The organism is Microbacterium sp. I2, from assembly GCF_051364985.1.
In the GTDB taxonomy this organism is placed as follows: Bacteria; Actinomycetota; Actinomycetes; order Actinomycetales; family Microbacteriaceae; genus Microbacterium.
Genome location: NZ_JBLWIH010000012.1, coordinates 16,686 through 40,831 on the forward strand (window position 1 = coordinate 16,686; position 24,146 = coordinate 40,831).

The window sequence follows — 24,146 nt, forward strand, 5'->3', positions numbered from 1 at the left end:
GCCGGGCCATCCGCGGGTCGGGCGTAGGATTGTGAGGTCCAGCGGAGGGGAGGGGATCGTATGACCGAGACCGTTCCTCCCGCCCAGACCTCGTCGTTGCGGCGCCTGGTCCCGCGCATCTTCTCCCGCTCCGCGAGGCGTGACGACGTGGAGCAGCTGCTCCGGACGGTGCGCACGCATCATCCCAAGGGCGACCTCTCTATCATCGAGCGCGCCTACGCCGTCGCGGATCAGGCCCATTCGGGGCAGGCGCGACAGAGCGGCGAGCCCTACATCACGCATCCGCTGGCGGTGGCCCAGATCCTCGCCGATCTCGGGCTGGGTCCGCGCGCGATCGCCGCCGCCCTGCTGCACGACACCGTCGAAGACACGCAATACTCGCTCGAGACGCTGAGCGCCGAGTTCGGCGACGAAGTCGCGATGCTCGTGGACGGCGTCACGAAGCTCGACAAGGTCAAGTACGGCGAGAGCGCGCAGGCCGAGACGGTCCGCAAGATGATCGTCGCGATGTCGCGCGATATCCGCGTGCTCCTCATCAAGCTCGCCGACCGCCTGCACAACGCCCGCACGTGGGGGTTCGTCCCGCCCGAGAAGGCGCGGAAGAAGGCGACCGAGACCCTCGAGATCTATGCGCCGCTGGCGCACCGGCTCGGCATCCAGGCGATCAAGTCCGAGCTCGAGGACCTCTCGTTCGCGGTGCTGCACCCCAAGCTCTACGCCGAGATCGACAGCCTCGTCAAGCAGCGCACGCCGCAGCGCGAGCAGTACGTGCAGAACGTCATCGATGCGGTGGACGGCGACCTGCGGGAGCTGCGCATCCGCGGCCGCGTCATGGGCCGTCCCAAGCAGCTGTACTCGGTGTACCAGAAGATGGTGGTCCGCGGGCGCGAGTTCGACGACATCTACGACCTCATCGGGATCCGCATCCTGGTGGGCAGTGTGCGCGACTGCTACGCCGTGCTCGGGGCGATCCACGCTCGCTGGACGCCGCTGCCCGGACGTTTCAAGGACTACATCGCGACACCCAAGTTCAACCTCTACCAGTCGCTGCACACGACGGTGATCGGCCCGGGCGGCCGCACCGTCGAGATCCAGATCCGCACCAACGAGATGCACCAGCAGGCCGAGTACGGTGTCGCGGCGCACTGGAAGTACAAAGAGCGGATGGCCGGCGGCAAGGCGGACCCGAAAGCCCTCGACACCGACATGGCCTGGCTGGCCCACATCTCGGACTGGCAGGCCGAGACGGCCGACCCGGGTGAGTTCCTGGACTCGCTGCGCTTCGAGATCGGCGCCAAAGAGGTCTACGTCTTCACCCCGAAGGGCCGCGTCGTTGGTCTGCCCGCGGGGGCGACTCCGGTCGACTTCGCCTACGCGGTCCACACCGAGGTCGGCCACCGCACCATGGGCGCCAAGGTCAACGGCCGGCTGGTGCCGCTGGAGTCCGAGCTCAAGAGCGGGGACGTCGTCGAGGTCTTCACCTCGAAGAACCCGGATGCCGGGCCCAGCCAGGACTGGCTCGGATTCGTCAAGAGCACGCGGGCTCGCAACAAGATCCGAGGCTGGTTCACCAAGGAGCGTCGCGAAGAGGCGGTCGAGCAGGGCAAGGAGGCGATCGCCCGGGCGATGCGCCGCCAGAACCTGCCGCTCCAGCGCCTGATGAGTCAGGACTCGTTCTCGGAAGTCGCGCATCAGCTTCGCTACGAAGACGTGTCGGCGCTCTACGCCGCCGTCGGCGAGGGTCATGTCTCGACCCAATCGGTCATCGAGAAGGTGACCGCGCTCGTCGCCGCCAACGACACCACGACCGGGCCGATCGACCTGCCGGCCGTCGGGCGGGCTCGCTCCGCCTCGCGTGGCGGCGACTCCGGCATCCTGGTGCGCGGTGCCCCTGACATCCTGGTCAAGCTCGCGAAGTGCTGCACTCCGGTGCCCGGTGACCAGGTGATCGGCTTCGTGACACGCGGGAGCGGCGTCTCGGTGCACCGCACGGACTGCACGAACGTCAAGTCGCTCATGGATGATCCCGCCCGCCTCATCGATGTCGAGTGGGCGCCCACGACGAAGAGCGTCTTCCTGGTGCAGATCCAGGTCGAGGCGCTGGACCGATCCGGCCTGCTCAGCGACGTCACCCGCGTGCTGAGCGAGCACCACGTGAACATCCTCTCCGCGACGGTATCGACCACCAACGACCGGCTCGCGCTGAGCAAGTTCGTCTTCGAAATGGGCGACATCGTCCACCTGGATCGCGTGCTCAACGCGGTGCGGCGCATCGACGCCGTGTACGACGTCTACCGCGTGACCTCCTCCTGATCCCGTGCGGCCATCATGCCGCGCAGGAGTGCCAGACCCAGCCGCTTGTGCGGCAGCACGCCCGACTCGAGCCTCGCGATCGCCGGGGCGAGCACGTCGGGGCGTCCGGCTGCGAGCAGCCGCGCCGCCCTCGCGTGCCGCTCGTCATCGGTGCGGGCAAGATCGACCAGGGTGCGCAACGGCGTCGTCACGCGGATGCCGCCGATGATCTGCAGATCGCTCGCGGGCACCGCGAGATCTCGGTAGACGAGCTGGCGATCGGGCGTCCGGTGCAACCGCCGGCTGACGGCGCGCTGCACGGTGTGCCGGGACGGCGGCTGAGGAAGGGCCCCATGAATCCACGCGGCGGTCAGATGGGTCGCGGCGAGCGAGTCCCCGAGCCGCGGGCCGAGCGAACCGGCGCGCAGCGCCGCGGTCTCGACGGCGTCGGCGGGGATGTAGGCGTCGCCGAGGCCGACCAGGTCACCGTCCAGGCACGCCGCCGAGAGCTCGGCAGGGGACAGCCGATCGTCTGCGAAATACAAGAACGGTGACGCCACGCTCGAAGTGTGCCGCACGACGGCGGTCGAGGGACGCTGCCGTCCCTCGACCTGTGGACAACCGGCCTGCCGTCAGCCGCCCAGGGCCTTGAGCCACGCGCGGCGTGCCTCCAAGGCCTCGGTAGCCTTCGCGATGGCCTTCGCGTCGCCAGACTTCTTCGCCGTCTCGACTTCGTCTTCCAGCTTCTGGATCGCGTCGGTGAGCTGGCGCGTCATGTCGTTCGCGCGCGCCTTCGTCTCGGGGTTGTTGCGCTTCCAGTCGGTCTCCTCGCGGGTGCGCAGCGACTGTTCGATCTTGCGCAGCTCATCGTCGAGCGACCGCTCGGCGTCACGGGGGAAGATGCGGCCGATCTCATCCCACTGGCGCTGGATGCCGGTGAGGAGGGCCCGAGCCTTGGCGATGTCGCGCTCGTCCGGCACGGCCTTCGCTTCTTCGAGCAGTGCGCGCTTGGCGTCGATCTTCTCGCGGGAGGCCTCGGCATCCGCCGCCTCGCGGTCGATCCGCGCACCGTACAGGGCGTCGCCGGCAGCCTTGAACCGCGCCCAGAGCGCGTCGTCCACCTTCTTGCCGGCACGGCCGGCGGTCTTCCACTCGTCCAGAAGGTCTCGGTAGGCCGGGATGCCGTCCTCGCCGCGGGGAGCAAGCGCTTCGGCCCGCTCGACGAGCCGCGTCTTGCGGTCGCGCACGGACTTGTGCGCCTCGTCGAGTTCGGCGTAGAACGCACGGCGGTGCTTGTCGACGATCGCACGTGCATCGCGGAATCGCTTCCACAGTTGCTGTGCGGTGGACTTCGGCAGTCGCGGCCCCTGCTGCTGCTGGGCCTGCCACTGTTCGAAGAGCGTGTTGAGTTCGGCGGTCGCCTGCTTCCACTGCACGCTGCGGGGATCGCGGGCGGCGAGCGCCTCGGCCTTCTCGACGAGTTCGGTGCGCGCCTTGACCGCGTCGTCCACGGCTTCACGTGCCGCGGCGGCCTCGGTCTCGGACGCTGCGGCGAGGGTCTCGGTCAGCGCCGCGATACGCGCCGTCAGGCTGGCGAGGTCACCGACGGCGGCCGCACCCTCGAGCTTGGCGCTGATCGTCCGCGCGGTGGCACGCAGGTCGGACGCGGAGGCGCCGCCACGACGGTGACGGACCTCGAGCAGGGTCACCTCGCTCGCGAGATCCGCGTACTTGCGCTCGTAGTAGGCGAGGGCCTCCTCGGCGGATCCGTCGGGGTACTCGCCGACGACGCGCCAGCCACCGGCCTCGCGGACCGACACGGTGCCGTCCCCGTCGACGCGGCCCCACGGCTCGTTCGCCTCGGTCGATGCCGCGCGGGCCGGCGCGGAGCCCCTGGCGCGCGCGAGCGCGGCAGGGGACGGAACGGGAATGGTCGCGCGCGCAGGCACCGGCGCGTCTTCCGTGGCCGCAGCGGCGGTGTCGGCGGGCGCGTCCTCGGCGGGCGCGTCCTCGACGGGCGCGTCCTCGACGGGCGCGTCCTCGACGGCAGCGTCCTCGACGGGCGCGTCCTCCACGGGCGCGTCCTCGACGGCAGCGTCCTCCACGGGCGCGTCCTCCACGGGCGCGTCCTCCACGGGCGCGTCCTCGACGGCAGCGTCCTCGACGGGCGCGTCCTCGACGGGCGCGTCCTCGACGGGCGCGTCCTCGACGGGCGCGTCCTCGACGGGCGCGTCCTCGACGGGCGCGTCCTCGACGGGCGCGTCCTCGACGGGCGCGTCCTCGACGGGCGCGTCCTCGACGGGCGCGTCCTCGACGGGCGCGTCCTCGACGGGCGCGTCCTCGACGGGCGCGTCCTCGACGGGCGCGTCCTCGACGGGCGCGTCCTCGACGGGCGCGTCCTCGACGGGCGCGTCCTCGACGGGCGCGTCCTCGACGGGCGCGTCCTCGACGGGCGCGTCCTCGACGGGCGCGTCCTCGACGGGCGCGTCCTCGACGGGCGCGTCCTCGACGGGCGCGTCCTCGACGGGCGCGTCCTCGACGGGCGCGTCCTCGACGGGCGCGTCCTCGACGGGCGCGTCCTCGACGGGCGCGTCCTCGACGGGCGCGTCCTCGACGGGCGCGTCCTCGACGGGCGCGTCCTCGACGGGCGCGTCCTCGACGGGCGCGTCCTCGACGGGCGCGTCCTCGACGGGCGCGTCCTCGACGGGCGCGTCCTCGACGGGCGCGTCCTCGACGGGCGCGTCCTCGACGGGCGCGTCCTCGACGGCAGCGTCCTCGACGGGGGCGTCCTCGGCGGCGGCATCCGGATTCGCCTCCTCGGAGACGTCTTCGGGCGCGCCGTCGCTCTGCGACGAGTCCTCACCCGGCGCGTCCGCGACGATCTCGGTCTCGGATTCGCTGGTCTCAGGGCCTTCGGGGGCTTCGTTGTCGGCGGTGGGCTCTGCTGCGGCAGTCACGGAATGCACCTCATCACGGCTTGCGCCGTCTGCGGGGGATGGACGGCTCCCCAGCCTAGTACGGCCGGTGCCCCGCGTTCGGTGCGGGAGGAGCCGTGTCAGGGAGTGGGCGTGGGGGTGATGCCGGAGTCGGGCGACGGGCTCGAAGACGGGGCCGGTGTCGAGGCGGTGGGCGTCGGGGTCGGCGTCGACGTGGGAGCAGGCTCCGGCACGCCGGGACCGGCCACGAAATACGCTGTCTGCACCGCGGCCAAGCCCACGACGAGCAGGCCGCCCGCGATGCCGGCGATCAGGTTGTCGCGCGTGCGCCGGCGAATCTGCCGATCATGGAAGTCGCGACGCGCCTCGTACAGGCGCGCACGCTCCCGCGCGGCGCGAGCATCGCGATCTTTTCCTCCGACCGCCACAGGGGCCTCCTTCGCTCCGGTCTCGGCCCGGGGCGGGTTGATCCTATGGGTCGCGCGGACCGGCGGCCAAACCGGCGGCCGGCCCGCCGTCGGATCCCCGGGATAGCCTGGGACGGTGATCCCCGCTCCCTCTCCACGCGCCGCTGGCGCGTCGCGCGGAGCCTCGGGGAGCGTGGGCCCACAGACCGCACTGTTCCAGGGGCAGACGCCCCTCGCGGTCCGCATGCGCCCCACCTCGCTGGACGAGGTCGCCGGTCAGTCGCATCTGCTGCGTGCGGGTTCGCCGTTGGTGACGCTGGCGAATCCGGATGCCTCGACCCGCACCGGGACGTCGGTCATCCTGTGGGGGCCTCCCGGCACGGGCAAGACCACGCTCGCGCAGGCCATCGCGCGCTCTTCGGGGCGCCGCTTCGTCGAGCTCTCGGCGGTCACGGCCGGGGTGCGGGACGTGCGGGAGGTCATGCAGGAGGCGCTCACACAGCGCGACCTCTACGACCAGTCGACCATTCTCTTCCTCGACGAGATCCACCGCTTCACCAAGGCCCAGCAGGACGCCCTCCTGCCGGGCGTCGAGAACGGATGGGTCGTCCTGATCGCCGCGACGACCGAGAACCCGTCGTTCTCGGTCATCTCGCCGCTGCTGTCACGTTCGCTCCTGCTCACGCTCAAGCCGCTCACCGACGACGACCTGCGCATGCTCGTCGACCGGGCCGTCGACGATCCGCGCGGGCTGGCAGGCGCCGTCACGCTGTCGGACGAGGGCCGCGACGCCCTGGTGCGCCTGGCCTCGGGCGACGCGCGACGGGCGCTGACGGCACTCGAGGCCGCGGCATCCCTCGCCGTTCCCGAGGACGGGGACGACGACAGCGCCCCCGACGGCGACGCGGTGCCCGAGGTCACGTCGGAGCATGTGGCCCAGGCCGTCGACCGGGCGCTGCTGCGTTACGACCGGCAGGGCGATGAGCACTACGACGTCATCAGCGCGTTCATCAAGTCGATCAGGGGATCGGATGTGGACGCCGCGATCCACTATCTCGCCCGCATGATCGAGGCGGGCGAGGATCCGCGCTTCATCGCCCGGCGCCTCATCATCTCGGCGGCGGAAGACATCGGTCTGGCCGATCCGCAGGCGCTGCCCATCGCCGTCGCTGCGGGGGACGCGGTCCAGTTCATCGGCATGCCGGAGGGCCGCATTCCGCTGGCGGAGGCGACCGCGTACCTCGCGACGACGGCGAAATCCAACGCCGCTTACCTCGCGATCGACGCCGCGATCGCAGACGTGCGCTCGGGCGGGTTCGGTCGCGTGCCGGTGCATCTGCGAGACGCCCACTACCCGGGTGCGAAGCGCCTGGGGCACGGCAAGGGATATGTGTACCCCCACGACGCCGAGATCGGCATCGCCGCGCAGCAGTACCTTCCCGACGAGCTCCGCGGCCGCCGCTACTACGAGCCGAAGGCCCTCGGCGCGGAGCGCGACGTGCAGGCGCGACTGGAGAAGATCCGGCGGATTCTCGACGGGCAGTGAGCAGGAACGGCCGCAACAGGGGCCTCTGCTAGACTTGACCGGCTCGAAACCGAGTTTTCGGGCATCCCCTCTCTTCCTCACCACCTTCCGGCATGCCCCGGCGTGCAGTCCAGACAGGGCGAAGACAGGCGATACGCCCGCGAGCCGTGAAAGACACGGCAGCGTCAAGAAAGGAACACTTCGTGGCTACGAAGTCCCAGGATCGCCGCAAGGTGCGTCTCTCGCGCGCCCTCGGCGTCGCACTGACCCCCAAGGCGGCCAAGTACCTCGAGAAGCGTCCCTACGCTCCCGGTGAGCACGGCCGCACCAAGCGCAAGCAGGACAGCGACTACGCCGTCCGCCTGCGCGAGAAGCAGCGTCTGCGCGAGCAGTACGGCATCCGCGAGAAGCAGCTGCGGATCCAGTTCAACGAGGCTCGCCGCACCCAGGGCCTGACCGGTGAGAACCTCGTCGAGCAGCTCGAGATGCGTCTTGACTCGCTCGTGGTGCGCGCCGGCTTCGCCCGCACCACCGCGCAGGCCCGCCAGCTCGTCGTGCACCGTCACATCCTCGTCGACGGCCAGCTCGTCGACCGCCCGTCGTTCCGTGTGAAGCCGGGCCAGGTCATCCACGTCAAGCCCAAGAGCGAGGGCCTCGAGCCCTTCCAGGTGGCGGCCGCCGGCGGTCACGCCGAGGTCCTGCCCCCGGTCCCGGGCTACCTCGAGGTCGAGCTCGACAAACTGCAGGCCCGTCTCGTGCGTCGCCCCAAGCGCGCCGAGGTTCCGGTCGTCTGCGACGTCCAGCTCGTCGTCGAGTACTACGCAGCACGGTAAGGATCACTGCGAAGACCATTCGCACGAAGGAGGGCGCCGGGGCAACCCGGCGCCCTTCGGCGTTCCGAGTGGCGCTTCTCATTTCGCCCTACGATGGAGGGATGCCGCGCCCGCGGCCCCTGCGAGGAGTGATGACATGAAGAACCTGTTCTGGTTCGTACTCGGCATCGCCGGCGGCTTCGTCGTGGCGCACCTCATGAACAAGGATCCCCGCGGACACGAGATCCTCGCCGATGTCGACGCCCGCATCTCGGAGTTCACCGACCGCATGGGCGATGCGTACCGCGAGCAGGAGGCCCGGTTCTCGGGCCTCGTCGACGACGTCAAGGACGCAGCGAAGGCGGCGGCATCGGGGGTCGCCGACGTGGCGTCCGACGCCGCGGACGCCGTATCCGACACCGCCCGCAAGCTCACCGACTGACCCAGCGGATCGCATCCCCCGGCACGACCGGGGGAGTGACCCGCGCATCTGCGAGGACCTGAATGAAGACCGCCGAGATCGCCCAGCGCTTCCTCGACTACTTCGAGAAGAACGGCCACACCATCGTGCCCTCGGCATCGCTGGTGACCGACGACCCGGCGCTGCTGTTCACGGTGGCCGGCATGGTGCCGTTCATCCCGTACCTCAGCGGCGACGTTCCCGCCCCGTACGCCCGGGCGGCCGACAACCAGAAGTGCATCCGCACGAACGACATCGAAGAGGTCGGCAAGACGCCGCGTCACGGCACGTTCTTCCAGATGCTCGGCAACTGGTCGTTCGGCGACTACTTCAAAGAGGGCGCGATCCGCTTCGCGTGGGAGCTGCTCACGGCACCCGAGGCGGATGGCGGACTGGGCTTCGACCCGAAGGACCTGTGGGTCACCGTCTACGAGGAGGACGACGAGGCCTTCGAGCTGTGGCAGACGGTCGCCGGGTTCCCGGCCGAGCGCATCCAGCGCCTGGGCAAGGACACCAACTACTGGAGCACCGGACTGCCGGGGCCGGCGGGACCCTGCTCCGAGATCTTCTTCGACCGCGGCCCGGCATACGGCATCGACGGCGGCCCGGCCACGGACGACGACCGCTATGTCGAGATCTGGAATCTCGTCTTCATGCAGTACGAGATCACCAACGTGCGCTCGAAGTACGACTTCGACATCGTCGGAGAGCTCCCGGCCAAGAACATCGACACCGGCATGGGGCTGGAGCGCATCGCGTTCATCAAGCAGGGCGTCGACAACATGTACGAGACCGACCAGGTGCGGCCGGTGCTCGACAAGGCGGTCGAGCTGAGCGGCCGCACGTACGGCGCAGATCACGACGACGACGTGCGCTTCCGCGTGATCGCCGACCATGTCCGCTCGTCGCTCATGCTGATGTCGGACGGCGTCACACCGTCCAACGACGGCCGTGGCTACATCCTCCGGCGCCTGATGCGCCGCGCAATCCGCTCCATGCGGCTGCTGGGCGTGGACGGGCCGACCTTCGCCGAGCTGTTCGCCGCATCCCGCGATGCCATGAAGGACGCGTACCCCGTCGTCGAGACCGACTGGGCACGCATCTCGCAGTATGCGCTCGCGGAGGAGGCGACGTTCCTGCGCACGCTGGCCGCGGGCGAATCCATCCTCGACGAGTCGCTCGGCCAGACGAAGGCCGCGGGCGGGAGCACCATCGCAGGAGCCGAGGCCTTCCTGCTGCACGACACGTACGGCTTTCCGATCGACTTGACGCTCGAGATCGCGCAGGAGGCGGGCCTGACGGTCGATCGTGCCGCCTTCGACACCCTCATGCAGGAGCAGCGGTCGCGGGCGAAGGCCGACGCGAAGGCCCGCAAGCGCCAGCTCGCCGACACGAGCGTGTACCGCGACCTCCGCGCACAGGGCGAGACGGTCTTCACCGGCTACACCGACCTCGAGACGTCGTCGCGCGTGCTCGGCATCCTCGTCGACGGCGTCCCGGTCGACCGCGCCGGTACGGGTCAGATCGCCGAGGTGATCCTCGCCGACACGGCGCTGTACGCCGAGTCCGGCGGCCAGGTCGCCGACAAGGGCGTCATCGTCGGTCCGGGGTACGAGCTCGAAGTCATCGACGTGCAGAAGCCGGTCGCCGGCCTGATCAGCCACACCGTCGAGGTGACCAGCGGCGAGGTCGGCGTCGGCCAGGCGGCGACGTCCATCGTGGATGCCGCCAACCGCCGCTCCGCGCGCCAGGCGCATTCCGCGACGCACCTGGTGCATGCGGCGCTGCGCGACACGCTGGGCAAGACCGCGACGCAGGCGGGCTCTCTCAACCGCGCCGGCTACATGCGCTTCGACTTCACGTGGAACCAGGCGCTGTCGGACGCCACGAAGACCGAGATCGAAGAGATCGCCAACAACGCCGTGCGTGACAACCTCGAGGTCACCACACGGGTTCTCGCGCTGGACGAGGCGAAGTCCCTCGGCGCGATGGCGCTGTTCGGCGAGAAGTACGGCGACACGGTCCGCATGGTCGACATCGGCGGGCCGTGGTCCCGCGAGCTGTGCGCAGGCACGCACGTGTCCGCGAGCGCCGAGATCGGACTCATCAGCCTTGTCGGCGAGTCCTCGGTCGGTGCGTCGAACCGACGCGTGGAAGCACTCGTCGGACTCGACGCCTTCCGATCGCTGGCGGCCGAGCGCGCCCTCGTCTCGCAGCTGACGTCCACCCTCAAGACACCGCGTGAGCAGCTGCCCGCGCGGATCGCCGAGCTGACGGCCAGCCTCAAGGCGGCCGAGAAGAAGATCGCCGCATTCGAGGCGAAGGCGCTCGGTGACCGGCTCCCGGCGCTGACCGCTGCCGCCTCCCGCGTCGGCGACACACTCGTCGTCGCGGAGTCCCTCGGCATCGCCGCCTCGGCCGACGACGTGCGCTCGCTCGCACTGCAGGTCCGTGAACGACTGGGATCCGCCGCGGCCGTGGTCGCGCTGGGCGCCGAAGTGAACGGTCGTCCGGTCGTGATCGTGGCGACCAACGACGCAGCGCGCGGCGCGGGCGTCAAAGCCGGAGCGCTCGCAAAGCGCGCTGCGACCGTGCTCGGCGGTGGCGGCGGCGGTCGCGACGACGTGGCCCAGGGCGGCGGAACGGATGCCTCAGCCCTGCCGGCAGCGCTCGCCTCGGTGAAGGACGCCCTGGCCTCGTGAGCGGCTCAGGCTCGTGAGCGGCTTCCGGCGGGGCGTTCGGCTCGGCATCGACGTGGGGAAGGCCCGCGTCGGCGTCGCGCGCTGCGATCCCGACGGACTGCTCGCGATCCCGGTCGAGACCGTCACGCGCGATGACGGGTCCGTGGCTCGCATCCTCGCACTCGCCGACGAGCACGCAGCCGTCGAGGTGCTCGTCGGTCTGCCGCTCAACATGCGCGGAGAGGACACGGCGTCGACCGAGGACGCGAGGGCATTCGCGAGCGCCCTGGCGGCGGCATCCGTCGTACCCGTCCGGCTCGTCGACGAGCGGCTCTCGACGGTGTCGGCACACGCGGCGCTGCGCAGTTCGGGCAGAACCCAGCGTTCGTCGCGTAGCATCGTTGACCAGGTCGCCGCAGTCGTCCTGCTTCAGCAAGCACTCGACGTCGAGAAGAGCACTGGACGGCCACCCGGAATCCCCGTCCCCCAGGAGCCCGCCTGACATGCCCGAATCAACGTCCGACGATCCGTTCGCGGATCTGTACGGCAAGCTCCCCGATCCGCGGACCCGCGAGAGCGGTTCCCACGGCGCGAGAGCCGGCGGCTCCGCAGACGGTTCTGCGGGTGCGGGCGTGACGGTTGACGGCGTGCCTCTCTCGCGCCGGGCCGCGCGCGAGGCGGCGGCACGCGGACAGACCGGGTCGCATCCGATCACCCCGTCCCCGGAGGCCGCGCCGGTGGTGCCCGACCCCTCTGACTCCTTCCAGGCCGCGGACGCGGCCGAGACGGCCGCCGACGGCAGCGGCTTCCAGCCGGTGCCGCTTCGCACGCCGCGTCCCGCCCATCGCGACGGCCAGGACGAATCCACCGAAGACCCCTGGGTCTTCGCCGGCACGACGGCGGCACCCGCGCTGCCGTACAGCCGCACCGGTGCGATGGCGACCGTCCCGGCCGCAGCCGCCGCGGGCGTTGGCGAGACCTCGGACCTTCCGACCGGCGGCCCTGCCACCCCATCCGCGATCGGCACCGGGGTCGGCGCCCCCTCTGGACGACGCGACGCGGGCGCGCCCGCCCGTGGGGCCCACGGCGGCCGGCGCGGCGCCGCTCCGTCGGCGACGCTGGACGACCTCTTCAGCGGGAACAGCTCGACCGAGGACCTCGGGGATGTCCCTCCGCCGAAGAACCGTCGCCGCCGGCGCATCGGCGGCTGGATCGCCCTGGGCGTCGTGCTCCTGATCCTCGGCGGCATCGCGGGCGGTGCGTGGTACGTCTGGACGGCCTACGAAGACAACATCCGCGAGGTCATGGGCTGGGAGGAGCCGAAGGACTACGAGGAGGGGCTCGCCAGCGGCGAGGTCTTCGTGACGATCGCCTCGGGCGACACCGGCTCGCCGATCTCGCAGTCGCTGTACGACGCGGGCGTGACCAAGACCCCCGAGGCGTTCTACGACTACCTCATCGAGTCCGGCCAGAATCCCCCGTTCCAGCCCGGTGTGTACAAGCTGCAGAAGCAGATGACCTCGGAGGCTGCGCTGGCGGCGCTCATGGAGCCCGCGAACAAGATGGAGCTGACGGCGCAGATCCCCGAGGGCTTCACCGTCGACGGCACGCTGGAGCGGCTCGCCGAAGGAACGGGAATCCCTCTGGAGGAGTTCCAGGCAGCTGCTGCGGATCCTGCGGCGTACGGCGTGCCCGCCGACAGCCTCGAAGGCTGGCTGTTTCCGGCGACGTACACCTTCGATCCCGGTGTCACGGCGCAGTCGGCCATCCAGACCCTCGTCGACCGCACCGTCCAGTCGCTCGATGCCGCAGGCGTCCCCGTTGAGCGGCGCCAGGAGATCCTTACGATCGCCTCGATCGTCCAGCGCGAGGCACGCCTCGAAACCGACATGCAGAAGGTGTCGCGCGTCATCCAGAATCGGCTCGATCCGGGCAACCAGGAGACGTTCGGCCTGCTGCAGATGGACTCCACCGCGCAATACGGCGTCGGAGAGGATGACGGAACGGTCAGTTCGTCCGAGAACGCACTCACCGACGACAACCCGTGGAACACCTATGTGCATCCCGGGCTGCCGATCGGTCCGATCTCCAACCCGGGTGACGTGGCGATCAACGCCGCCATGCATCCGGCCGAGGGTCCGTGGTACTACTTCGTCACGGTGAACCTCGACACGGGAGAGACCGTGTTCACCTCCACGATGGCCGAGCATGAACGGGCGCGTGAACAGTGGATCCAGTGGTGTCGCGACAACCCCGGTTCGGGGTGCTGACCTCCGCGAGCCGGCTCGAGGTCTGGGGCGATCCGATCGCACACAGCCGCTCGCCGCAGCTGCACGCCGCCGCATACCGACTGCTCGGACTCGACTGGACGTACGGGCGTCGCCGTGTCGGCGAGACGTCGTTCGCCGCGGAGCTGGCCGGCCTCGATGACGCGTGGCGCGGCCTGTCGCTCACGATGCCGCTCAAGGGCGCCGCGTTCCGTGCCGCGGCCTCGCATGACCGGGCCGCCGAGCTGACCGGCGCCGTCAACACCCTGCTCCTGGACCCTGCGGGTCCGCACGGCTTCAACACCGACGTCGGAGGCATCGTGAGGGCCCTGGCCGACGACGCCGTCACGGCACTGCCCCGTGCGCGCGTCGTCGGTGCCGGCGCGACGGCGACCTCGGCGCTCGTGGCCCTCGCCGAGCTCGGCGCGCGCGAGGTGGAGATGGTCGCGCGGCGACCCGAGGCGGTCGCGCCGCTGCGCGAACTCGGCGCGCGGCTGGGTCTGGGTGTCGTCGCCCGCTCGTTCGACGCATCCGGCTACGACGATGTGCCCGTCACGATCGCGACGCTTCCGGGCGATGCAAGACTCCCGGATGCCGCGGCCGCCGGACTCGCAAGGGCCGGCGGTCTGCTGCTCGATGTGGTGTACGGCCACTGGCCGACAGCGTTGTCGTCCGAGTGGGAACGGCACGGCGGGACGGCACGCTCCGGACTCGGGATGCTGCTGTACCAGGCCCTGCTGCAGATCCGGATCTTCCGCAACGGCGACCCCGGTGCGACGCTGCCCGGCGAACGCGTGCTCGTCGACGCCATGCGGCGTGCACTCGAGGACCCGCACGCGGCGTAACCGGCACCCGGCACGTGGGAGACTGGAGCAATGCTCCGCGTGCTCACGGCCGGCGAATCGCACGGCCCCGAACTGGTCGCCGTCATGGAGGGCCTGCCCGCAGGCGTCCCGATCTCGCGTGCGGCGATCCAGGCAGATCTGGCCCGCCGCAAGCTCGGCTACGGCCGCGGCTCGCGCATGAAGTTCGAGGAGGACGAGCTCACGATCTCGTCGGGCGTCGTCCACGGCTCCAGCCTCGGCAGCCCCATCGCCCTGCGCATCGGCAACACCGAATGGCCCAAGTGGGTCGAAGTGATGAGCGCCGAGCCCGTCGAGCTGACGGAGCGCTCCCGCGGTCGCGGCGCCGCGCTCACGCGCCCGCGCCCCGGTCATGCCGACCTCGTCGGCATGCAGAAGTACGGCTTCGACGAGGCCCGGCCGATCCTCGAGCGCGCGAGCGCCCGCGAGACCGCGGCCCGCGTCGCCCTCGGCGCCCTCGCACGGGCCTTCCTCGCCGAGCTCGGCATCCGCCTCGTCAGCCACACGCTCTCGATCGGCCCGGTACGCGTGCCCGAGGGCGCTGCCCTGCCCACCCCCGACGACGTCGACGCGCTCGACGCCGATCCGCTGCGCTGCTTCGACTCCGCCACGAGCCAGGCGATGGTCGCCGAGGTGGACGACGCACGCAAGCACGGCGACACGCTGGGCGGCGTCGTCGAGGTGCTCGCGTACGGTCTTCCGCCCGGCCTCGGCTCGCACGTCCACTGGGATCGGCGCCTGGACGGCAAGCTCGCGCAGGCGCTGATGAGCATCCAGGCGATCAAAGGCGTCGAGGTCGGGGACGGGTTCCTCACCACGACCCGGCGTGGCTCGCAGGCGCATGATGAGCTCCACATCGCAGGCGAGGGCATCACGCGCTCGAGCGACAAGGCCGGCGGCACCGAGGGCGGCATGTCGACGGGCACCGTGCTGCGCGTGCGCGCAGGCATGAAGCCGATCGCCACCGTGCCGAAGGCGCTGCGCACCGTCGATGTCGCCACCGGCGACACCGCGTCTGCCCACCACCAGCGCTCGGACGTGTGCGCCGTGCCCGCCGCCGGCGTCGTCGCCGAGGCCATGGTGGCCATCGTGCTCGCCGAGGTCGTGCTCGAGAAGTTCGGCGGCGACAGCGTCACCGAGACCCGACGCAACCTCGACGGCTACCTCGACTCCATCCCCGCCGAGTTGCGCACCGCCTCGGCGAGCGACGCGGCACTCGGCGCCGCCGGCGCATGACCACCGGATCCGAGGCGATCGTCCTCATCGGTCCGATGGGGGCCGGCAAGACGAGCATCGGCAAGCGAGTCGCCCGGGCCCTCGGCATCCGGTTCTACGATTCCGATGCCGCCGTCGCGCGCGACCACGGGCCGATCGAGAAGCTGTTCGCCGAGCACGGCGAAGAGCACTTCCGCGCGCTCGAACGCCGCGCGGTGGCCGACGGACTGGCCGGTGGCGGTGTCGTCGCCCTCGGGGGCGGCGCGGTGCTTCACCCTGACACGCGCGCCGACCTCGCCTCGCACCGCGTGGTGCTGCTCATCGTCTCGCCGAGGGTGGTCGCCGGACGCGTGCGCGATTCGAGTCGCCCGCTGCTTCAGGCCGGGGACGCGATCGAGCGGTGGGCGGCGATCCTCGAAGAGCGCCGCCCGGTGTACGACGAACTGGCCGATGTGACGTTCGACACCTCGAGCGGACCCCTGCAGGGCGTCGTCGACGACATCGTCGCGTGGGTGCGCGATCCCGAGCCGGAGGAGAGAGCATGACGGATGCCACCACCATCAGCGTGAGTGGAGACGCGAGCTACGACATCACCGTCGGCCGCGGCATCCTGTCCACGTTGTCCGGCACGCTGCCTCCGGCAGCCCGCAAGGTGCTCGTCATCCACCCTCCCACCCTCGCCGAGCAGGCTGAGCACCTGCGGGCCCAATTGGTGACGGACCGTGAAGTGCTGCTCGCCGAGATCCCCGACGCCGAGGCCGGCAAGCGGATCGAAGTCGCCGCCTTCTGCTGGCAGGTGATGGGCAAGGCCGACTTCACCCGCACCGACGCCGTCATCGGCTTCGGCGGGGGAGCGGTCACCGACCTCGCGGGCTTCGTCGCCGCGACGTGGCTGCGCGGCGTTGAGGTCGTCCAGGTGCCGACGACGGTGCTGGGCATGGTCGATGCCGCCGTCGGCGGCAAGACCGGCGTCAACACCGCCGAGGGCAAGAACCTCGTGGGCGCCTTCTGGGCTCCGCGCGCCGTCGTGTGCGACCTGGCTCTTCTCGACACGCTCTCGCGCAACGAGCGCGTCGCCGGCTACGCCGAGGTCGTCAAGGCGGGCTTCATCTGGGCTCCCGAGATCCTCGATCTCGTCGAGACGGATCCCGAGGCCGCGGTCGATCCGCGCAGCGACGCGTTCCGGCGCACCGTCGAGCTCGCCATCGACATGAAGGCGCAGGTCGTCGGGCAGGACCTGCGCGAAGCAGGCCTGCGCGAGATCCTCAACTACGGCCATACGGTGGGTCACGCGATCGAGCACGCCGAACGGTATCGCTGGCGCCACGGCGCGGCCATCTCGGTCGGCATGGTGTTCGCCGCCGAGCTGTCGCGACTGGCCGGACGGCTGCCGGATGCCGCGGCCCAGCGGCATCGCGACATCCTCGACACGCTCGGCCTGCCCACCAGCTACCGCCCCGGCGCATGGCCGCAGCTGCTGGCCACGATGCAGCGCGACAAGAAGAGCCGCGGCGGCATGCTGCGCTTCATCGTGCTGGACGACATCGCCAAGCCCACGGTGCTGCAGGCCCCGGACGAGTCGCTGCTGTTCGCCGCGTATCAGGAGGTCGCCGGGTGACGCGCCTGCTCGTGCGCCGCATCCGCGCCGACGAGTGGGAGCGTGTGAAGGCGCTGCGACTGGAGTCGACCAGCGACCCCGATGCGGCGATCGCCTTCCTCGAGAACCCCGCCGAGGTGGCAGCACGCCCCGACTCGTTCTGGCACGAACGAGCGCAGCAGGGGGCGGACAGCGAGACAGCAGCGCAGTTCGTCGCCGAGTCCGGCGACGCGTGGGTCGGAAGCCTCTCGGTGCTCATCCGGGCGACGGGGCAGACCGACCACTTGGGCCGCTATATCGACGATCGGCGCGCGGATGTCGTCGGCGTCTACGTCAACCCCTCGCATCGAGGCTCGGGCGCCGTGGACCTGCTGCTGGGCGCGGCGGGGGACTGGGTCCGCGGACTCGGCCTCACGCGGGTCTCACTCGACGTACACCGCGACAACCTCCGCGCGCAGGCCGCGTACCGGCGGTCCGGCTTCGCTCCCACCGGCGAGACGATCACCGGGCCGATCGGCCCCGAGATCATCATGTCGAAGGCGCTCTGACGCAGAGCTCTCGCGCCGCTTGGCAGCAGCCACGCTGATATCGTGCCGATGTGACCGCGCCCCACCGCCTCCTGCTCGTCAACGGACCGAACCTGAACCTGCTCGGCACCCGCGAGCCCGGGATCTACGGCTCCGATACGCTCGCCGACGTGGAGCGGCTGGTGACGGATGCCGCCGCCGCACGAGGCTTCGAGGTGCGAGCCATGCAGAGCAATCACGAAGGCGTGATCGTCGATGCGATCCATGCGGCGCGCGAGGACTGCGCCGGCATCGTGATCAACCCCGCGGGCTTGAGCCATACCTCCGTGGTCCTGCGAGACGCGCTGGCCGCCGTCGCGCTCCCGGTCGCCGAGATCCACATCTCCGACGTCATGCAGCGCGAGTCGTTCCGCCATCACTCGTACGTGACGGACGTGGCGGTCGTGCATGTGATCGGCGAAGGCGTCCCCGGGTACGCGAAAGCCGTCGACCTCCTCGTCGACGTCATCACCGGGCAGGCCGAGGGCTGACGAATCCGGCCCGGATCGGGCATCCCGTAGAATCGAACGTCGGTCCGCGCGGCAAGCGTGACCGGATCCCCGAACGGAACGGAACCTCCACACCCATGGCATCCACCGCAGACATCAAGAACGGCGTCGTCCTCAGCATCGACGGCCAGCTCTGGAGCGTCATCGAGTTCCAGCACGTCAAGCCGGGCAAGGGTGGCGCGTTCGTGCGCACCAAGCTCAAGAACGTCGTCTCGGGCAAGGTCGTGGATCGCACATACAACGCCGGCGCGAAGATCGAGATCGAGAACGTCGATCGCCGCGACTTCACGTACCTCTACAACGACGGCGACTCGTTCGTGTTCATGGACGTCGCCGACTACGATCAGCTGACCGTTCCGGCCACCGTCGTCGGTGAGGCCAAGAACTTCATGCTCGAGAACCAGCAGGTGCAGATCGCGCTCAACAACGGCAACCCGCTGTACATCGAGCTTCCGGCCTCGGTCGTGCTAGAGATCACCTACACCGAGCCCGGCCTGCAGGGCGATCGCTCGTCGGCGGGCACGAAGCCCGCGACCGTCGAGACGGGGTACGAGATCCAGGTGCCGCTGTTCCTCGAGACCGGCACGAAGGTCAAGGTCGACACCCGCACGGGCGACTACCTCGGCCGCGTCAACTAGTCGCGGCAGTGCTTTTCAGATGAGTGCCCGTACCAAGGCGCGCAAGCGCGCGCTCGACATCCTGTTCCAGGCCGACGTCCGCGGCGATGAGATCGGCACGATCCTCGCCGCCGAGGCCAAGCGGGCGGCGAACGAGCCCGCCCGGCAGGCGTCATGGCTCTACGCGCGCGAGATCGTCGACGGTGTCATCGACAATCGCGACGCGATCGACGAGCAGATCACCACGTTCGCGAAGGACTGGTCGCTGGCGCGCATGCCCGCGGTGGACCGCGCCGTGCTGCGCATGGCAGCGTGGGAGATCCTGTACAACGACGAGGTCCCGGCAGCCGTCGCGATCGATGAGGCCGTCGAACTGGCCAAGGAGTTCTCGACCGACGACTCCGGCTCGTTCGTCCACGGCGTGCTCGCACGCATCGCGCGCGCGTCCTGATCCGGCCCGCTTGTCGGCGGGGCTTGCGAGGATGGATGCCGTGACCCCGCCCTCCGTCGACGCCGAGCACATCCGGCGTCAGGCGGACGGCGGCGCGTACGAGCGCGGTCTGGCGTACTTCGCCGGCGGCGCCGTCCAACAGGTCACATGGGATCCGGTCGCCTCGATCATCGAGTCGCTGGTCGTCGGCAGCGGCGGCAGCTCCTACCGCTGCCGCGTCCGGCTCGACCCGCTCCGTCCCGATCGGCCGATCGCCGCCACCTCGTGCACGTGCCCCGTCCAGTTCGACTGCAAGCACACGGTCGCGACGCTCCTGGCGAGCAACCGGCTGGCCGAACACGCATCGCGTGCACCGGGCGAGTCCTCCTGGCGAGCTGTCCTCGCGCCCGCCGGGCCGCCGTCCCGCGCGACGACCCCGCTCGCCCTCGGGATCGAGCTTCGTCAGCGGGTGCGTCGCGGAGTGTCGGCGTGGGCCCCGGCACGCGTAGAGACGGCGACGGCGCGCGGGCTCCACCAGCACGGTGCCGATGTGCTCGTCGGGCTGCGCCCGCTCGAGCGCAGCGGCCGCCGCGACGCCTGGATCAAGGGCACGGTGTCGTGGGACGCCCTGCGCCGCCCGAATCTCGCATACGAACCCGGCCAGGCCCGCTGGTTCGCAGAGCTGTACAGCATCGCTCGCGACATCCGCCTGTTCGGCGCCTTCTCCGACGCATCGGAGTGGCTCACGCTCGACGACGTCGAATCCAGCCTGCTGTGGCCCCATCTGATGGCGGCGCTCGACCACGGGATCCCGCTCGTGGCGACCAAGCGCACCGCAACGGTGTCCGTCGCCCGCGAGGCATCGGTCACCCTGCGCGCGCGGACGTCGGCTGCCGGGCTCGAGATCGACCCGGTCGTCACGATCGACGAGGTCGAGGTGGATGCCGCGAACCTCCGCCCGATCGGACGCTCGGGCATCTACCGCTTCGCGATGCGCGGCGAGCGCATCGACCTCACGCTCGCGCCACTGACCCTGCCCGACCCGATCCCGGCACTCCTGGCGTCACGTGAACGGGTGACGATCCCGACGGAGGAGACGGACGAGTTCGTGCGCGAGCATCTGCCGCGCATCCTGCGCCACGTCGCCGTCGACGCGCCGGGAATCGACGTGCCACCGCCGCCGCGCCCTCGGCTGGTGGTGTCCGTGCGCTTCGCACCGTCGCACCGCGTCGACTACGCGCTGGCCTGGCGGTACGGAGCCGCCGAGCCGCGGCCCTTCGGTCTCGACTCGACGTCCGACCGCGATGAGGCGGCCGAAGCCGAGATCCAGGCGCACGTCGAAGCGCTCTGGCGCGAGGCGTCGCCGGTCGTCTTCGCGGCGACCGGCACCCTGTCGGGGCTGGATGCAGCGGAGTTCGCTTCACGCCTGTTGCCGACGCTCGAGGCGGCCGCCGACGTCGACGTGCAGATCTCGGGCGAGCGACCGCGCTATCGCGAACTGACCGGCGACCCCCGCATCGCCGTCTCGACGGTCGAGTCGACGGACGCCGACTGGTTCGACCTCGGTGTGGTCGTGACCGTCGACGGCCGGAGGATCCCGTTCGCCACGCTGTTCACCGCTCTCTCGCGGGGCCGCAAGAAGGTGCTGCTCAGCGACGGGGCGTACTTCTCGCTGTCGCATCCGTCGCTGCAGCGGCTGCGGGACCTGATCGACGAGGCCGGCGAGCTCGAGGAGTGGGAGACGGGACCACGGCTGAGCCGATACCAGACGGATCTGTGGGCCGAGTTCGAGGACCTCGCCGATGAGGCAGCACCGGCGGTGGCCTGGCGCGAGACCGCCCGAGGACTTCGGGACGCCGACGGCATCCCACCGCTCCGCGTGCCGCCGACGCTGCAGGCCGACTTGCGCCCTTACCAGCGGGCAGGGTACGAGTGGCTGGCCTTCCTGTGGAGTCACCGCCTGGGCGGCATCCTCGCCGACGACATGGGGCTGGGCAAGACGCTGCAGATGCTCGCGCTCATCGCCCGGACCCGTGAGGCGGGGGAGCGCCGTCCGTTCCTGGTGGTGGCACCGACCTCGGTGCTGTCGACATGGCGCACGGAGGCGGCACGGTTCACCCCCGACCTGCGTGTCGCGGTCATCGACGGCACCCGCACGACGACCGGGACGACGGTTGAGAACGCAGCCGAAGCGGCCGACCTCGTCGTGACGTCGTACACTCGCCTCCGCCTGGAGGAGGCGCAGTTCGCACCGGTGGCGTGGGCGGGCATGATCCTGGACGAAGCGCAGTTCGTCAAGAACAGCCGCACGAAGACGTATCGCGCCGTGCAGGGGATGAACGCCGACGTGGTGTTCGCGATCACTGGCACGCCACTCGAGAACAGCCTCACCGAGCTGTGGGCGCTGCTCTCGCTCACGGCACCGGGCCTGTTCGCCTCCGCCCGGCGATTCCGGGAGGAGTACGTGGGACCCATCGAGAAGGGCAAGGTTCCCGAGAACCAGGACGGCGGCGCCTACCGCGCCGCCCGGCTTGCCCGGCTGCGCCGCCGCATCCGTCCCCTCGTGCTGCGTCGCACGAAGGAGCTCGTCGCGGCCGATCTGCCCGCCAAGCAGGAGCAGGAGGTGCGTGTCGAGCTGAGCGCGGCGCACCGGGCGCTGTACGACACGGTGCTGCAGCGTGAGCGACAGAAGGTGCTGGGCCTCCTGGACGACCTCGATCGCAACCGTTTCATCGTGTTTCGCTCGCTCACGCTGCTGCGGATGCTGAGTCTCGCGCCGGGGCTGATCGACCCGGCCCATGCGCACATCCCGCCGAGCAAGCTGACGGCCCTGTTCGAGCAGCTCGACGAGGCGCTCGCCGAGGGGCACCGCGCGCTGGTGTTCAGCCAGTTCACGTCGTTCCTGGGGCTCGTCGCCGGGCAGCTCGAAGAGCGCGGAATCCGTTATGCGTACCTGGACGGCTCCACCCGCGACCGCGACGCGGCCGTGGCCGCGTTCCGCGGGGGAGAAGCGCCCGTATTCCTGATCAGCCTCAAAGCGGGCGGCTTCGGACTGACACTCACCGAAGCCGACTACGTGTTCCTGCTGGATCCGTGGTGGAACCCCGCCGCCGAGGCGCAGGCGGTGGACCGGGCGCACCGGATCGGCCAGGAACGCAGCGTCATGGTGTACCGCCTCATCGCGAACGGGACGATCGAGGAGAAGGTCATGGTGCTGCAGCAACGCAAAGCCCGCCTGTTCCGCTCGGTGATGGACGACGACGCCCTGTTCGGACGTGTGCTGGACGCCGACGACATCCGCGGGTTGTTCGAGGTCTGACCATCGCCGCGCCTAGAATCGTCTGGGTTCGCCGGTTCGACTGCGGAAAGGGGAGGACTGCCCATGCGCATCACGGGCCTCGGCCACGCCGGAATGTTCATCGAGACGGCGGGCGGAAGCATCCTCTGCGACCCGGTCGTCGGCCCGACGTTCTTCGGCTCGTGGTTCCCGTTCCCCGACAACCGGGGTCTCGACTGGGAGAGGTTCGGCAAGGCCGACTTCCTGTACGTTTCGCACCGGCATCGCGACCACTTCGACCCCGCCCTCATGCGCCGTCACGTGCCGACCACCATCAAAGTGCTGCTGCCGGACTATCCCACCGACGACCTCGAGCAGGATCTGCGCCGCCTCGGCTACGACAACATCATCTACACGCAGGCGGGCGTTCCACTCGAGTTCGGTCCGCTGAAGGTGATGGTCACGCCGCTGCGCGCCCCCAGTGACGGCCCCATCGGCGACTCCTCACTGAGCGTCGACGACGGCACCGCGAGCATCCTCAACCAGAACGACTCGCATCCGCTCGACCTCGAGAAGCTGCTCTCGTTCTCCGAGCCCGAGGCGTACTTCACGCAGGTGTCGGGTGCGATCTGGTGGCCTATGGTCTACGACCTTCCGCAGGACGCGAAGCGGAACTTCGCCAAGCTCAAGCGCGACGCGCAGAACAAGCGGGCGATGTACTACATCGAGAAGGTCGATGCCGAGCATGTCTTCCCGATGGCCGGACCGCCCATGTTCCTGCGCGAAGAGCTGTTCAAGTACAACGGCTGGGGCCAGGACGACGATTCGATCTTCACCGACCAGCGCCAGTTCCTTCAGCACATGAGCCAGGTCAGGCCCCAGCAAAAGGGCTACGAGTTCGTTCCCGGAACGGTCGTGGAGCTGAACGGCGGGCAGATCTCGGTGACGCAGACGCTGTACACGGATGCCGAGATCGACCGGATCTTCGACGACAAGTGGGCATACCTCGCCGAGCAGCGCGACAGCCGGCAGGATGAGATCCGCGCCGATGAGGCCACGCGGGCCGCCGTGCTGCCGCCGGAAGAGATGCTCACCGCCATCAAGGAATGGTGGGAGCCGCTGCTGCGACGTGCGCGCACGATCCGCAACGGCGTCGGAGGCGTCGTGCGTTTCCGGATCGGCGGCCTCGACATGGTCGTCGACTTCCCCAAGGCGAAGGTCCGCGAGTACGCGGGCGAGGAGTGCATCTACTGGTACACGATCCCGGCCGACCTCGTCTCGACCAACATCGCCGATCACGAGATCGACTGGTCGAACTCGATCTTCCTGTCGATGCAGTTCGAGGTCGGCCGCAGCGGAAAGTTCAACGAGTTCCTCACGACCTTCCTCAAATGCTTGTCGCGTGACCGCATCGAATACGTCGAGAACTGGTACGCGGAGCAGACCGATCAGACCGAGGATGCGCAACTCGGCGACTGGATCGTGCAGCGTCGCTGCCCGCACCTGCGCGCGGATCTCACCAAGACGGGCAAGATCGAGGACGGCGTGCTCACCTGCTCGCTGCACGACTGGAAGTGGGAGCTCGCGAGCGGCAAGTGCCTCACCAGCCAGGGCCACGCGATCCGGGCGTCGCACGTCGACGCCGAGGCGGCGCAGCCGGCAGCCTGACGACACCCGTCCGCCGCCGGTCTC

20 protein-coding genes are annotated in these 24,146 nt (G+C 70.1%); 17 read left to right on the forward strand and 3 right to left on the reverse strand.

Annotated features, from left to right (window positions below; all coding sequences use genetic code 11):
- The first annotated feature begins 60 nt into the window (after window positions 1–60).
- A complete protein-coding gene (locus tag ACLKM7_RS11445) occupies window positions 61–2,313 on the forward strand; it encodes a RelA/SpoT family protein (RefSeq protein ID WP_436447301.1) in 2,253 nt (750 codons plus the stop codon).
- Here the strand turns inward: ACLKM7_RS11445 and ACLKM7_RS11450 are convergent.
- The 3 genes from ACLKM7_RS11450 to ACLKM7_RS11460 form a co-directional block, all read right to left on the reverse strand.
- Window positions 2,292–2,852, reverse strand: a complete 561-nt coding sequence (locus ACLKM7_RS11450; protein ID WP_436447302.1) for a type IV toxin-antitoxin system AbiEi family antitoxin — start codon at window positions 2,850–2,852, stop codon at window positions 2,292–2,294. The genes ACLKM7_RS11445 and ACLKM7_RS11450 overlap by 22 nt on opposite strands.
- Window positions 2,853–2,924: 72 nt before the next feature.
- Window positions 2,925–5,249: a DUF349 domain-containing protein gene (locus ACLKM7_RS11455; protein WP_436447303.1), complete on the reverse strand. Its 2,325-nt coding sequence runs from the start codon at window positions 5,247–5,249 to the stop codon at window positions 2,925–2,927.
- Between the two features lie 98 nt (window positions 5,250–5,347).
- A complete protein-coding gene (locus ACLKM7_RS11460) occupies window positions 5,348–5,656 on the reverse strand; it encodes a dioxygenase (protein WP_436447304.1) in 309 nt (102 codons plus the stop codon).
- A 223-nt stretch (window positions 5,657–5,879) separates the two neighbouring features.
- Here ACLKM7_RS11460 and ACLKM7_RS11465 point away from each other — a divergent pair, with 223 nt between their 5' ends.
- The 16 genes from ACLKM7_RS11465 to ACLKM7_RS11540 all read left to right on the forward strand — a co-directional run bounded on the left by ACLKM7_RS11465 (window position 5,880) and on the right by ACLKM7_RS11540 (window position 24,122).
- Window positions 5,880–7,181, forward strand: coding sequence for a replication-associated recombination protein A (locus ACLKM7_RS11465; RefSeq protein ID WP_436447414.1), 1,302 nt, complete (start codon window positions 5,880–5,882; stop codon window positions 7,179–7,181).
- Window positions 7,182–7,363: 182 nt separating this feature from the next.
- Window positions 7,364–7,993, forward strand: coding sequence for a 30S ribosomal protein S4 (rpsD, locus tag ACLKM7_RS11470; protein WP_168913901.1), 630 nt, complete (start codon window positions 7,364–7,366; stop codon window positions 7,991–7,993).
- A 136-nt stretch (window positions 7,994–8,129) separates the two neighbouring features.
- On the forward strand, window positions 8,130–8,414 hold the full coding sequence (locus ACLKM7_RS11475; RefSeq protein WP_436447305.1) for an ATPase: 285 nt from the start codon (window positions 8,130–8,132) through the stop codon (window positions 8,412–8,414).
- Window positions 8,415–8,476: 62 nt separating this feature from the next.
- The gene (alaS, locus tag ACLKM7_RS11480) at window positions 8,477–11,134 is read left to right on the forward strand and encodes an alanine--tRNA ligase (RefSeq protein ID WP_436447306.1); all 2,658 of its coding nucleotides are present in this window, start codon (window positions 8,477–8,479) and stop codon (window positions 11,132–11,134) included.
- A 13-nt stretch (window positions 11,135–11,147) separates the two neighbouring features.
- On the forward strand, window positions 11,148–11,615 hold the full coding sequence (gene ruvX / locus ACLKM7_RS11485) for a Holliday junction resolvase RuvX (RefSeq protein ID WP_436447307.1): 468 nt from the start codon (window positions 11,148–11,150) through the stop codon (window positions 11,613–11,615).
- Window position 11,616: 1 nt separating this feature from the next.
- Window positions 11,617–13,383, forward strand: coding sequence for an endolytic transglycosylase MltG (mltG, locus tag ACLKM7_RS11490; RefSeq protein ID WP_436447308.1), 1,767 nt, complete (start codon window positions 11,617–11,619; stop codon window positions 13,381–13,383).
- Entirely contained in the window at window positions 13,350–14,225 is an 876-nt protein-coding gene (locus tag ACLKM7_RS11495; RefSeq protein ID WP_436447309.1) for a shikimate dehydrogenase, read from the forward strand. Before mltG ends, ACLKM7_RS11495 begins: the two co-directional genes overlap by 34 nt.
- A 30-nt stretch (window positions 14,226–14,255) precedes the next feature.
- On the forward strand, window positions 14,256–15,479 hold the full coding sequence (aroC, locus tag ACLKM7_RS11500) for a chorismate synthase (RefSeq protein WP_436447310.1): 1,224 nt from the start codon (window positions 14,256–14,258) through the stop codon (window positions 15,477–15,479).
- Window positions 15,476–16,003 (forward strand): shikimate kinase, encoded by a 528-nt coding sequence (locus ACLKM7_RS11505; protein WP_436447311.1) that lies wholly within the window; start codon window positions 15,476–15,478, stop codon window positions 16,001–16,003. Before aroC ends, ACLKM7_RS11505 begins: the two co-directional genes overlap by 4 nt.
- Window positions 16,000–17,076, forward strand: a complete 1,077-nt coding sequence (aroB, locus tag ACLKM7_RS11510; RefSeq protein ID WP_436447312.1) for a 3-dehydroquinate synthase — start codon at window positions 16,000–16,002, stop codon at window positions 17,074–17,076. The genes ACLKM7_RS11505 and aroB overlap by 4 nt, the downstream gene beginning before the upstream one ends.
- Window positions 17,073–17,603 carry a GNAT family N-acetyltransferase gene (locus tag ACLKM7_RS11515; protein ID WP_436447313.1) on the forward strand — a complete coding sequence of 177 codons (531 nt, stop codon included), beginning with the start codon at window positions 17,073–17,075 and terminating at the stop codon, window positions 17,601–17,603. Before aroB ends, ACLKM7_RS11515 begins: the two co-directional genes overlap by 4 nt.
- 50 nt (window positions 17,604–17,653) lie before the next feature.
- Complete coding sequence (locus tag ACLKM7_RS11520; protein WP_436447314.1) at window positions 17,654–18,112, forward strand: type II 3-dehydroquinate dehydratase; 459 nt, start codon at window positions 17,654–17,656, stop codon at window positions 18,110–18,112.
- A gap of 95 nt (window positions 18,113–18,207) precedes the next feature.
- Window positions 18,208–18,768, forward strand: coding sequence for an elongation factor P (gene efp, locus ACLKM7_RS11525; RefSeq protein ID WP_168913892.1), 561 nt, complete (start codon window positions 18,208–18,210; stop codon window positions 18,766–18,768).
- Between the two features lie 19 nt (window positions 18,769–18,787).
- Window positions 18,788–19,198: a transcription antitermination factor NusB gene (gene nusB, locus ACLKM7_RS11530; protein ID WP_436447315.1), complete on the forward strand. Its 411-nt coding sequence runs from the start codon at window positions 18,788–18,790 to the stop codon at window positions 19,196–19,198.
- 40 nt (window positions 19,199–19,238) lie between these two features.
- On the forward strand, window positions 19,239–22,496 hold the full coding sequence (locus ACLKM7_RS11535; RefSeq protein WP_436447316.1) for an SNF2-related protein: 3,258 nt from the start codon (window positions 19,239–19,241) through the stop codon (window positions 22,494–22,496).
- 63 nt (window positions 22,497–22,559) lie between these two features.
- Window positions 22,560–24,122, forward strand: coding sequence for a Rieske 2Fe-2S domain-containing protein (locus tag ACLKM7_RS11540; RefSeq protein WP_436447317.1), 1,563 nt, complete (start codon window positions 22,560–22,562; stop codon window positions 24,120–24,122).
- The last annotated feature ends 24 nt before the right edge of the window (window positions 24,123–24,146 follow it).

Excerpts from the sequence above, each read along its gene's own strand:
- ACLKM7_RS11445 (WP_436447301.1), top strand. The coding sequence starts at position 61 with ATGACCGAGACCGTTCCTCCCGCCCAGACCTCGTCGTTGCGGCGCCTG.
- ACLKM7_RS11465 (WP_436447414.1), top strand. The coding sequence starts at position 5,880 with ATGCGCCCCACCTCGCTGGACGAGGTCGCCGGTCAGTCGCATCTGCTG.
- ACLKM7_RS11475 (WP_436447305.1), top strand. The coding sequence starts at position 8,130 with ATGAAGAACCTGTTCTGGTTCGTACTCGGCATCGCCGGCGGCTTCGTC.
- alaS (WP_436447306.1), top strand. The coding sequence starts at position 8,477 with ATGAAGACCGCCGAGATCGCCCAGCGCTTCCTCGACTACTTCGAGAAG.
- mltG (WP_436447308.1), top strand. The coding sequence starts at position 11,617 with ATGCCCGAATCAACGTCCGACGATCCGTTCGCGGATCTGTACGGCAAG.
- aroC (WP_436447310.1), top strand. The coding sequence starts at position 14,256 with ATGCTCCGCGTGCTCACGGCCGGCGAATCGCACGGCCCCGAACTGGTC.
- ACLKM7_RS11505 (WP_436447311.1), top strand. The coding sequence starts at position 15,476 with ATGACCACCGGATCCGAGGCGATCGTCCTCATCGGTCCGATGGGGGCC.
- aroB (WP_436447312.1), top strand. The coding sequence starts at position 16,000 with ATGACGGATGCCACCACCATCAGCGTGAGTGGAGACGCGAGCTACGAC.
- efp (WP_168913892.1), top strand. The coding sequence starts at position 18,208 with ATGGCATCCACCGCAGACATCAAGAACGGCGTCGTCCTCAGCATCGAC.
- nusB (WP_436447315.1), top strand. The coding sequence starts at position 18,788 with ATGAGTGCCCGTACCAAGGCGCGCAAGCGCGCGCTCGACATCCTGTTC.
- ACLKM7_RS11540 (WP_436447317.1), top strand. The coding sequence starts at position 22,560 with ATGCGCATCACGGGCCTCGGCCACGCCGGAATGTTCATCGAGACGGCG.